Source organism: Bacillus sp. B4EP4a, from assembly GCF_006680105.1.
Lineage (GTDB): Bacteria > Bacillota > Bacilli > Bacillales > DSM-1321 > Peribacillus > Peribacillus simplex_E.
In genome coordinates this window covers 149,399-160,321 of sequence record NZ_VHIK01000005.1, presented here as the reverse complement: position 1 = coordinate 160,321, position 10,923 = coordinate 149,399, and the positions used below count along the sequence as shown (strand labels likewise).

Sequence of the window (10,923 nt, the reverse complement as noted above, 5' to 3'; positions counted from 1 at the left end):
AATCTGAAAAATGTAAATGAGTATAGAAAAATAGAGATGCGGCGTGGTTTGAGAATATGAAAATAAAAAATGAATTTATAAATAAAATCCTTTTATTATTAACAGGCAATTCAATTGCACAGCTTATTCTATTTGCAAGTTCTCCCATACTGACAAGAATATATAAACCAGAAGATTTTGGTGTGTTTTCAACCTATACGTCCCTTTTGGCCATTCTCATGTCATTTTCATCTCTTTGTTTAGAAAAGGCGATTCCTTTAGAAAAAAACCATAAGAATACGTTTCACTTGATTTACATTAGCATGTTTACGATTGCCGTTGTTTGTATGCTGAATTTGATTTTGAGCCTTTTTAATCTGTCGTTATTTCATCTTTACGGGATTAAGACGACTATTATGAATGACCTTTTGCTTTCAAGTGGTCTATTTTTTGCAGGGATATACCAAGTGTTGATTCACTGGTTGGTGAAAGAAGATAAGTTTAAAGGAATATTCCATTCTAAACTACTTCAATCGATTAGCAATGTTATTAGTCAGTTCTCGCTTACGTCCATTAATCACCTTTCTCCAGGAATGGGTTTAACTGCAGGAGATATAATTGGACGGGGAATAACCTTTGCGTACATTTGGCGATTTTTCTTAAAGCAAATGCATTGGCCAAAAGTGAACTATAGAAGAATCCGGTATTTGTTTAAAAAGTATGAGGATTTCGCCAAATACTCCACGTGGTCAACACTATTAAGCTCTTTATCTATGCAAATCATATTTTTGTTATTAATGCGTCTATACGGACCAGAAGTGACGGGTCATTTTTCCATGGCTTCAAAAACGGTAGGTATGCCCATTACGTTGGTGGGAGCAAGTATTTCAGCGGTATTCTATGCCGAAGTGGTAAAAAGCATTACAAATGATCCTGGAAGGGTTTTGAAATTATATAGAAGCATTCTTACTAAGTTAGCGATGATAGGCATACCGTCATTGATACTGTTAGCTTGGATTGCCCCAGGGCTCTTCAGTTTTGTTTTTGGGGAAGAGTGGCGTGTTTCCGGTGAATATGTGACGTTGATGTCAATCATGTTTATAGGCCAAGTGAATGTCATGCCGATTTCCCAAATACTGTATATAATCAAAAAACAACAGACTCAGCTTTTATGGGATGTTTCAAGGCTGTTACTGTCAACCATTGGAGTACTGGTCATTTTCATTTCAGGGGGATCGGCTGAAACAGCCATTTTATACTTTAGCATTTGTATGGGGGCCAGTTACTACTTTTTTGCTCTCCTTGGCTATAGGGCGATACATTCCATAGATCGAGAGGATAACCTAAAAAAATGAAGCTGATTCAAATGGGTCTGATAGGAATATACGTCTGCTTATTGGATATTTCCTACGTTTACTTTATTTCCCCTGAATATGCTTATATGGGATTTATATATCGACAACATCCAAGTGCAATCATGATAGTAATTTCCATGTTTTTTATTATATTGCCAGCCATATTCATAAAAAAGGATCTGGATAAGCCGTCGGAACTCGTTTTCTGGATTTTGTATTTTATTGTCTATATACCGGTAGTATGGGTCCCGAATTATTTATTTTCGCTAAAGCCTGATTATATATATACGAATGTCCTTTTGTTTTTTTGTTTACTTATCATCGGAAATGTTAATAGATTGCCAGCCATGAAGGTTAACCCTCCTAGTATTAATATCGGTCTATTAAAAGTTATTTTCGTTATAACATTATTCATTTTTTTTCTTTACATCTTCAAGGTTTCGGGTGGAATTAGTCTAAAGCCTCCCATAAACTCCGAGGATATCTATGATAAGAGATTAACCTTTCGAACAAAATTGACCCCTCTTGCAGGCTATATTATACAGTGGCTTGCAAAAGTATGTAATCCATTTATCGTGACCATTGGCTTATGCAAAAAAAAATATACCTATGTGTTTATCGGACTAGCGCTGCAATACCTTTTATACACCGTCAATGGATTGAAGTCCACTCTGTTATCAACTGGATTATTAATTGTTGTATTTATTGCTTTTCGGAAGAAGGGAAGGAACTTCTCCATCCTTTTTTGTGTAAGTCTTTGCTTGTTGTTGGGCATCAGCATTATTCTGGATGTTATCCTTGGTCAGGCATATTTATCCAATTTATTTGCCAGAAGGATGATCGTCACGCCGGGGTTGCTGACAACCTATTATGTAGACTTCTTTTCAATCCATCCAAAAGCCTTGCTGTCGTACAGTATTTTTGAAAAATTCATAGATCCTGTTTATGACAAGAGTCCGCCATACATTATCGGTACAGAGTACTTTGGCCGACCTGAAATGGCAGCCAATGCCAATATGTTCGCCGATGCTTTTGCTAATTTCGGTTATTTTGGATTCTTGATTTATACAGTGATCTTAGCGGCGATATTATGGCTTTATGATAGCCTGACGCAAAATGAAAAGTGGCAAGGCGTTGGCATAATCCTGTTTGTTGTACCTGCATGGTGTTTAGCGGATACTGCGCTTACAACAACGTTTGTGACAGGCGGGATGGTTTTTACTTTCGTTATCATGTATTTAATGTTAGGGTCAGATTCACAAAAGGGAGATAACAGATGAAGTTATTTTATAATATCAGTTCGGTGCATCCATGGAATGACACCAGGATTTATTTTCGGCAAGCCTTTTCTCTCGGGGAAACAGGAAAGTACAAGGTGAAGCATATAGCTATTAAAAATAATCTGATCCCAGATAATATACCAGACAATATTGAAGTTGAACTGTTAACTAAGCGATCTAGAAAAGGACGTATATTAAATTGGATTGCTCTGTACCGGAAGATTAAGAAGGATAAACCTGATGTGATTCAGTTTCATGATCCAGAGCTGCTGATTTTAATGAATATTATTAGAAGGATTCCCCGTTATCATCCGGTCATTGTTTATGACATGCATGAAAACGTAACTAAGGTCCTTATGAGAAAAAAAATCCCCGAAATTGCATTGAGTATGTATCGTTATTCGGAGAAACAATTGCTAAGGGCATGCAGCGGGGTCGTGTTTGCAGAAATGACGTATAAAGATGATTATCGATTCTTAACTTGTCCAACAGTTGATGTTTATAATTACCCGAAAATTCTTTCAATGATAGAAAATACAGAAAAAGAAGATGTATTTACCTTTATCTATTTAGGAAGCATCTCTGATATACGTGGCGGGGAAACCATGCTTCATCTTGCAAAAAGATTAGTAGAATTAAAGAAAGTATTTCACATGAAGATCATTGGAACGGGCGGTGAAGCATACATCGAAAAATTGAAAACGTTCATAGTTGACAACGGCTTAGAAGATTATATCAGTCTAGAGGGTGTAATGGCTTTTGATAAAGCATTTGAATCCATCCAGAAAGCACATGCAGGCATGGCATTTTTAGTTCCTGATCCTAATTTCATTGGTGGTAAAACAACAAAGTGCTTTGAATATATGGCTGCTGGCATCCCATTTATGGTTTCTGATTTCCTTATTCAAGATGTACTGGATAAATGGCGCTGTGGAGTGTCTGTCGATGTAGCAAACATGGATGAAATCGTTCAAAATGCTGTTTATTTAATGGAATCCCCTGAGGAGGCCGCAAAAATGGGTGAACTGGGGAAGGCCGCATATGGACAAGAATATAATTGGGAGAATGAAGAGGAAAAGCTGCGATCACTGTTCGATAAATTAAAATCATGTTCTTAGGAGGCATATCATGGGTTTATTTAAATGGTTCAATAAATTGTCATTTATTAATAACTGGGGGAGACTGGGCGGAATCCATGGAATAATCGTCATGTTTGTTTACCGGATAGGCAATATAATTTACTATAAAGTGAACATTCCAATCTTAAAACAAGTATTATGGATTATGTACCGCATGGTAGATTTGTTAATCATAAGACTTTTCCTGAATTGCGAATTTCCTGGGCAATGTCAAATTGGCAAGGGTTTACGTCTGCCCCATGGAGCTAAAGGCGTTCTTATCAACCCATATTGCAAAATAGGAGATCATGTTACGATTATGCATCAAGTAAGTTTAGGACAAAATAAAGAAAGTAAAAAGGCACCTGAGGTTTGTGATTATGCGTATATAGGAAATGGCGCTAAAATACACGGTGGCATCCGAATTGGCACGAATTCGAAAGTGGGGGCAAATGCAGTTGTTTTGACATCCGTTCCCGATAATTGCACGGCAGTTGGAGTACCAAGTGTGATTAAAGGTAAAAAGATGGATGGCGTTATAAATTAATTGCACGTAAACGAATAAAGGAGTGTTCAATTAACATGAATTGAACACTCCTTTTTATTATCCCATGATGTCCTTCACGAAATGATCAAGCCAGGAAAATCAGTTGGTAAAGGAATAAAACGGCAAACATGTACACGAACGGATGCACTTCCCGGAATTTGCCCCTTGCCATTTTTAAAATGGGATAGGAGATGAATCCGAGTGCTATCCCGTTGGCGATGCTTGATGTTAAAGGCATGGCGACAATGACCAAAAAGGCTGGGAATGATTCGTCAAAGTGTGTCCAGTCAATTTCATTAATGCTTTTAATCATCATGCTTCCGACGATGATCAAGCTAGGTGCCGTGATTGCCGCTACATTTGAGACAGCTCCTATCAGTGGGCTGAAGAAGGCGGTCATTAAGAAAAGGATGGCCACAACCAACGCGGTTAAACCTGTCTTGCCGCCGGCTCCTACACCAGCTGATGATTCAACTGAGGCAGCGGTCGGGCTTGTACCGAACATGGCACCAACAGTAGTGCCGATGGAATCTGCAAAGAAGGCACTGCCGGATTTTTCAAGCTTATTATCCTTCAGCAATCCAGCTTGACGGACTATGCCTAATAAAGCACCGGTCGTATCGAAAAGCATTACAAGCAAAATGGAGAAGACGACGCCATAAAGGCCGTAGTTAATGACATCGGCGATAGATGTGATTGGATTGGCGACGATAATCCCTTCAGGTAATGAAGGGGTGGAAACCAGACCGTTAATTTCCAATTGGCCTGTAAAGAAAGCGATTATGGCAGTCACGATCATTCCGATGAATATCGCTCCCTGCACATTGCGAACGATCAGCACGATTGTTATGACCAAACCAATCAATGTAAGCGCCACATTAGGATCCCTGAAGCTTCCAAGGGTAACCAGGTTGGATTCATGCTGTGTTACGACACCTGACAAGCGAAGTCCGATGAAGGTGATGAAAAGTCCGATTCCGGCACTGATTGCATGCTTCAAGTTATTAGGGATGGCCTCGATCAATTTAGAGCGGAAAGAGGTTAGGGATAAAAGGATAAAGATGATACCGGTAACAAAGACTGCAGAGAAGGCAACTGTGTATGAAATATCATGGGTTCCCAATACCGAGTATGCAAAATAAGCATTCAATCCCATTGCCGGTGCTATGACAATAGGGTAATTGGCTAATAGGGCCATGCTTAGGGTACCGATTATTATTGCGATTATGGTTGCCGTAAATGCCTGGTCGAATGGAACACCGGCATCAGAAAGGATCATTGGGTTTACAACGATGATATAAGCCAGAGTTAAAAAAGTTGTAAGCCCCGCAAGTACTTCCGTCTTAATATTTGAATTTCGTTCTTTTAATTTAAACATGCGGTCACTCCTTTTTTATATACAAAAAATCCTTGCACAAATCTACAAGGATGAGATGCTTACCCTTTATTTTAAAGTAAGTAGCTCGATTGGATAATCTTATAAATTATATTAGAAAAACAACTAAAGTACAATAGGATGAAAAATTTCAAGGTACAGGTTTTCTCGAAAATAGATAATGATATACTAACAATTAGCTTAGACTAAGGAATATGACATTAACTGAAGGAAGCTGTTACCATTTCAGTGGATTTATCAGTCAATTAAATGAAGAAATTCAGAAAGTAGGCCCATACATGACAGAATTCATCGACCTTGGCGTCAGCCCGGCGATTAACATGATATTAAAGCAAATAGGAATAACCGCCCCTACCCCGATCCAGGAGAAATCGATACCAGATATCCTTGCTGGAAGGGATGTCATCGCGAAGGCTCAAACGGGGACGGGAAAGACTTTGGCATTTTTGCTGCCAATCCTGGAAAAAGTAGATCCCGCTGCATCCCACATACAATCCCTGATCGTTACGCCAACCAGGGAATTGGCTTTGCAAATCACTGCTGAACTGAAGAAATTCGCTAATGAAATTGAAGGACTCCAAGTGCTTGCAGTTTATGGCGGACAGGATGTCGAGCAGCAAATGAAAAAGCTGACAAGAAACATCTCCGTGGTGGTCGCCACGCCAGGCAGGCTATTAGATCATTTACGAAGAGGCACCATCGATCTATCACAAACTGGAACACTCGTGCTGGACGAAGCTGATCAAATGCTACATATTGGATTTTTACCAGAGGTCGAAGAAATCATGGGACAGCTTCCAGAGGAGCGCCAAACGCTGCTCTTTTCAGCGACGATGCCTGAACAGGTGCATCAATTGGCCAAACGCTATATGACTAAACCATTAACTGCCGCTGTGAAGGCTGAGCAAGTAACGGTCGAGAAAATCAGGCAGCTTGTCATCGAGACCACGGATCGTGCCAAACAGTCTTCATTAATCAACATGATCAAAGAAGAACAGCCATACCTTGCGATCATATTTTGCCGTACAAAACGTCGCGTTTCGGTTTTGAATGATGCCCTGAAAGCAGCTGGATTCAATTCTGAAGAGCTTCATGGTGACCTTTCACAGGCAAAGCGGGAACGTGTCATGAAAAACTTCAGAGACGCGAAGCTTCAATATTTAGTGGCGACGGACGTTGCCGCACGAGGACTCGATGTAGAAGGCGTGACACATGTGTTTAATTATGATGTTCCCGAGGATGCAGAAAGTTACATCCACCGAATTGGCCGTACGGGCCGGGCGGGTGAGAATGGCTTGGCTGTAACTTTCATAGCAACGAAGGATTTACAGCTTTTAAGCGAGATTGAAAAAGGGATTTCCATGAAAATCGAAAGAAGGACGATTGAAGGCGTGAAAATGTTCCAACCCGATGAGGTGAGGCAAAAAGGGAAACGCTATGAAGACTCTTCTGATGAGGGTACCCGCCGACCGCGTTCGGGCGGGGGAAGGAAACACCGGGAACGGATAGATACGAGAGGACCGAATCGAGGCAGTCACCGTTCTGTAAATCAAGCGGATAATCGTGAATTCGAGAGGGAGAAACCACGGGGAGGCCGGATGGAAAACAGCCGCGGGCCAAAGCGTGAGGATTCACGGGGAGGTCGGATGGAAAACAGCCGCGGACCTAAACGTGAGGATTCACGGGGAGGCCGGATGGAAAACAGCCGCGGACCAAAGCGTGAGGATTCACGGGGAGGCCGGATGGAAAACAGCCGCGGACCTAAACGTGAGGATTCACGGGGAGGCCGGATGGAAAACAGTCGCGGACCAAAGCGAGAGAATCCGCGGGTAGGCCGGTCGGAAGACAGCCGTGGACCAAAGCGTGACAATCCGCGAGGAGATCAAAGAGACAGCCGTAGAGCAAACAGTACACAAGGGCCAAGTAATCTTAGAGGTGGATCTGGCAGCAGCCCCAATAGAGGGAGAAACCGGTAAAAGGGGGAGACGGGAGTGGAAAAGCCTTGGTTGGCAGAATATCCGGTTTCGCTGGAGCTAGCGGGGAAATTGATCATGCTGCAGTTTCCGGAAATTGAGTTGAAAGAGATCAAGCAACTTGGGGAGGGCTTCGATAACACGGTCATACAAATCAATGGGCAATTTGTATTCCGTTTCCCCCGCCGCCCTATTGCGGTTACGTTGATTCAGGTGGAAAGTCAGCTTTTGCCTTCCATTGCAGGCACTTTTCCGCTTGCTATCCCTGAACCGATCTTTTTTGGGAAACCAAGTACACTGTATCCGTATCCTTTTACCGGTTATAAAATGGTAAAGGGACACTTGCCTGTAGCAGGATCAGTGGCAAATAAGGCCGAATCGGCAAAAAGGTTTGCTCATTTTTTGAAAGCCCTTCACAGTTTCCCTGTGGAAAGGGCTATGCGTTTAGGTGTGCAGCCTGATGGGATGATGAGGCTTGATGTATCCTATCGTAAGAAATCGCTAATGGAAAATGTCTCGAATCTATTAAAGCTAGGATTCTTTGAACAGGCGCATGCGGTTAAGGATTTTGTTGAAACCTTAGGTGAATTCGATGTTCAGCACCCGATTTCACTCGTTCACGGAGACATTCATATCCGGAATGTTTTACTCGATGAAGAAGGCGCTCTCGCGGGTATCATTGATTGGGGAGATGTTCATGTCGGGAATCCAGCCATTGATTTCTCCTTTTTATACAGTTATTTCCCCAAAGAAGTGCGCAGGGTTTTTTTTGATATCTATGGTGAAATCGAAAAGGAAACAGAGAATTTAGCCCGGTTCAGAGCAATATACATGCTTGTTACATTACTCGTTTATGGCATAGACCGCCATGATGAAGAGCTGGTTGCCATTACGAATACGGGTTTGAAATTTGCTATAGAAGAATAATTGTCATGTTCTTTTGATGTTTAGGAGGTTCATATGAAGGTAAGTTATTATCATTCAATCACATTAATTGCGAACATGTTGGATCAAGCTAATATCCCATACCAATATACAGGTCGATCCGCTCTGTTCGTGCAAGGAGTGGACATCGATGAGTATAAGAAAATCGATATTGATGTACAATGGGATGTCTTTAATGAGGCTTTAGATCTTTTTTCCGAATACGCACCAACAAAGCCTGAAAGAAGTCCTGAGACTGCCTCCTTTCTAATGGATGTCGAGGGGGTTTCTGCCACTGTGCGCTGCCGGTTTAATACGACCATTAAAACGGACCCTTATCGTTTGTCCATTAAGATGGGGGATATGGAGGTTTGGTGCAGGTCGTTATACAGTTATTTATACGACGAAGAAATGAGAAAGTGCAGTTCCGAGATACATGCTTACTTATCTGCCAAGCAGAAGGGGTTCACAGCGGAAAATGAACAGGCGTGGAACCAGAATAATTATTTAGCGCTGGTCAATCGTTATGGAGATCCCGTGGAATTGGCATCAAAAATCAAGCAAAACCCCAAATGGAGACTGCACCCTTTTTATAAATATATGGGAGAAATATCAGGTAAAAAAATCACTCATTTGATGGGATCGAACGGTGTTAAAGCAGTTGCCCTCGCCCTATTGGGAGCTGAAGTGAAAGTCGTTGATTTTTCCCAGGAAAATGCAACGTTTGCAAATGAGCTGGCAAGTGGGGCCGATGTCTCCATCGAGTATATCGTTTCGGATGTCCTTTCACTATCATCCGAGCATGAATTAGGGAATCAGGATTTGGTTTTAATGGAGCTCGGTGTACTTCACTACTTAATAGATCTGCAGCCTTTATTTGAAAAAATTAAAAAGATGCTGAAACCTGGAGGCCGATTCGTCCTGCATGAATTTCACCCGATTTCAACAAAGCTCATTACTTCAAATGGTAAAAAACATAAAATAACAGGCAACTATTTCGCTCCGGCAATCGAAAACAATGAGGTCGCTTTTTCGAAGCATATGCCGGATGAGGAAAAAGGGAGCCTTTCAAGAGTTGTACAGCGTAAATGGACAATTGGGGAACTGATAACGTCAATAGGTCAATCAGGGCTTGTTATTAAAGTGCTCGAGGAAGAACCGAATCATAAAATCCATGATATTGGGCTTCCGAAAACTTTTACCTTGGTGGCGGAACGAGTGTAAGGATGCAGTCAAAAGTGTTATGCATATAAAAAGGATGTCTCTATGCCTCAGATAAAAACATAAAATTTTAAACAATCAGGAGGAACCTTTTATGAGTAAAATTTATATCATTCATGAAAATGAGGAATGGACTGCCCATTTAACCAAAAGAATGAATGAGTTAGAACTTCCCTATGAAGAATGGCATCTTGATCAGGGTGTGGTGGATTTAACAGAGGAACCGCCAGAGGGCGTTTTTTATAGCCGTATGAGTGCAAGCTCACATACTCGTGGGCACCGATTTGCGCCTGAAATGACAGAATCTGTGCTAGCGTGGCTTGAACAGCATAATCGTACAGTCTTCAATGGGTCACGAGCGCTTCGTTTAGAGGTCAGCAAAGTCAATCAATATACGGCACTGACAAAGGCTGGAATTAAGACTCCGAAAACGATCGCAGCTGTAGGTAAGGAAAATATCATGAAGGCAGCAGAGAAATTAAATGTAGCTTCGTTTATCACGAAACATAACCGTGCAGGTAAAGGACTCGGTGTTCAATTATTTCACTCAGTAGAAGCATTGAAACATTATGTGGAAGGTCCAGAATTCGATGAGCCAGTTGATGGGATTACATTAATTCAGGAATACATAAAAGCACCGGAGCCATTCATCACCCGTTGTGAATTCGTGGGTGGCAAGTTTATTTATGCGGTAGAGGTTGATACATCCGAAGGTTTCGAGCTTTGTCCGGCAGATGCATGCCAAATTGGTGACTTGTTCTGCCCGATCGGTGAAGAGGTAGAAGAAAAACCAAAATTTCAAATTGTGCAAGATTTTCATGATCCGATTATTGAAAAATATGAAGCGTTTTTAAAAGCGAATGAAATTTCGATTGCAGGAATTGAATTCATTCGTAACAGCGATGGTGAAATCTACACGTATGACATTAATACCAATACGAATTATAACAGTGACGCTGAGGAAGCAGCAGGCCAATATGGCATGCTTGAATTAGCGAAGTTTCTAGGATCCGAATTGGCGAAACAAAACTTGAACAAATAAAATAATAAAAAGTGATGCTGACTGAAAGGGGGATTTTATAACCATTTCAGTCTTTTTTGACATAAAAAGAAGGTGCCCCGTCTCAAGC

9 protein-coding genes are annotated in these 10,923 nt (G+C 41.3%); 8 read left to right on the top strand and 1 reads right to left on the bottom strand.

Going from position 1 to position 10,923, the window contains the following annotated elements; genetic code table 11:
- Positions 1-56: 56 nt before the first annotated feature.
- The 4 genes from FNK51_RS02725 to FNK51_RS02710 are packed head-to-tail and all read left to right on the top strand — an operon-like array spanning position 57 to position 4,279.
- A complete protein-coding gene (locus tag FNK51_RS02725) occupies positions 57-1,334 on the top strand; it encodes an oligosaccharide flippase family protein (protein WP_141992360.1) in 1,278 nt (425 codons plus the stop codon).
- Positions 1,331-2,614: an O-antigen polymerase gene (locus tag FNK51_RS02720; protein ID WP_141992359.1), complete on the top strand. Its 1,284-nt coding sequence runs from the start codon at positions 1,331-1,333 to the stop codon at positions 2,612-2,614. Before FNK51_RS02725 ends, FNK51_RS02720 begins: the two co-directional genes overlap by 4 nt.
- Positions 2,611-3,732, top strand: a complete 1,122-nt coding sequence (locus FNK51_RS02715; protein WP_141992358.1) for a glycosyltransferase — start codon at positions 2,611-2,613, stop codon at positions 3,730-3,732. Before FNK51_RS02720 ends, FNK51_RS02715 begins: the two co-directional genes overlap by 4 nt.
- Positions 3,733-3,742: 10 nt before the next feature.
- On the top strand, positions 3,743-4,279 hold the full coding sequence (locus FNK51_RS02710; protein ID WP_141992357.1) for a serine O-acetyltransferase: 537 nt from the start codon (positions 3,743-3,745) through the stop codon (positions 4,277-4,279).
- An 85-nt stretch (positions 4,280-4,364) separates the two neighbouring features.
- On the opposite strand, the gene FNK51_RS02705 is transcribed toward FNK51_RS02710, so the two are convergent.
- On the bottom strand, positions 4,365-5,657 hold the full coding sequence (locus tag FNK51_RS02705; RefSeq protein ID WP_141992356.1) for an NCS2 family permease: 1,293 nt from the start codon (positions 5,655-5,657) through the stop codon (positions 4,365-4,367).
- Between the two features lie 296 nt (positions 5,658-5,953).
- Here FNK51_RS02705 and FNK51_RS02700 point away from each other — a divergent pair, with 296 nt between their 5' ends.
- From FNK51_RS02700 to FNK51_RS02685, 4 genes are all read left to right on the top strand, one after another.
- The gene (locus tag FNK51_RS02700; RefSeq protein ID WP_141992355.1) at positions 5,954-7,651 is read left to right on the top strand and encodes a DEAD/DEAH box helicase; all 1,698 of its coding nucleotides are present in this window, start codon (positions 5,954-5,956) and stop codon (positions 7,649-7,651) included.
- A 15-nt stretch (positions 7,652-7,666) separates the two neighbouring features.
- Positions 7,667-8,575 carry a phosphotransferase gene (locus FNK51_RS02695; RefSeq protein ID WP_141992354.1) on the top strand — a complete coding sequence of 303 codons (909 nt, stop codon included), beginning with the start codon at positions 7,667-7,669 and terminating at the stop codon, positions 8,573-8,575.
- A 33-nt stretch (positions 8,576-8,608) separates the two neighbouring features.
- On the top strand, positions 8,609-9,796 hold the full coding sequence (locus tag FNK51_RS02690; RefSeq protein ID WP_286178550.1) for a class I SAM-dependent methyltransferase: 1,188 nt from the start codon (positions 8,609-8,611) through the stop codon (positions 9,794-9,796).
- A 91-nt stretch (positions 9,797-9,887) separates the two neighbouring features.
- The gene (locus FNK51_RS02685; RefSeq protein WP_063234229.1) at positions 9,888-10,835 is read left to right on the top strand and encodes an ATP-grasp domain-containing protein; all 948 of its coding nucleotides are present in this window, start codon (positions 9,888-9,890) and stop codon (positions 10,833-10,835) included.
- The last annotated feature ends 88 nt before the right edge of the window (positions 10,836-10,923 follow it).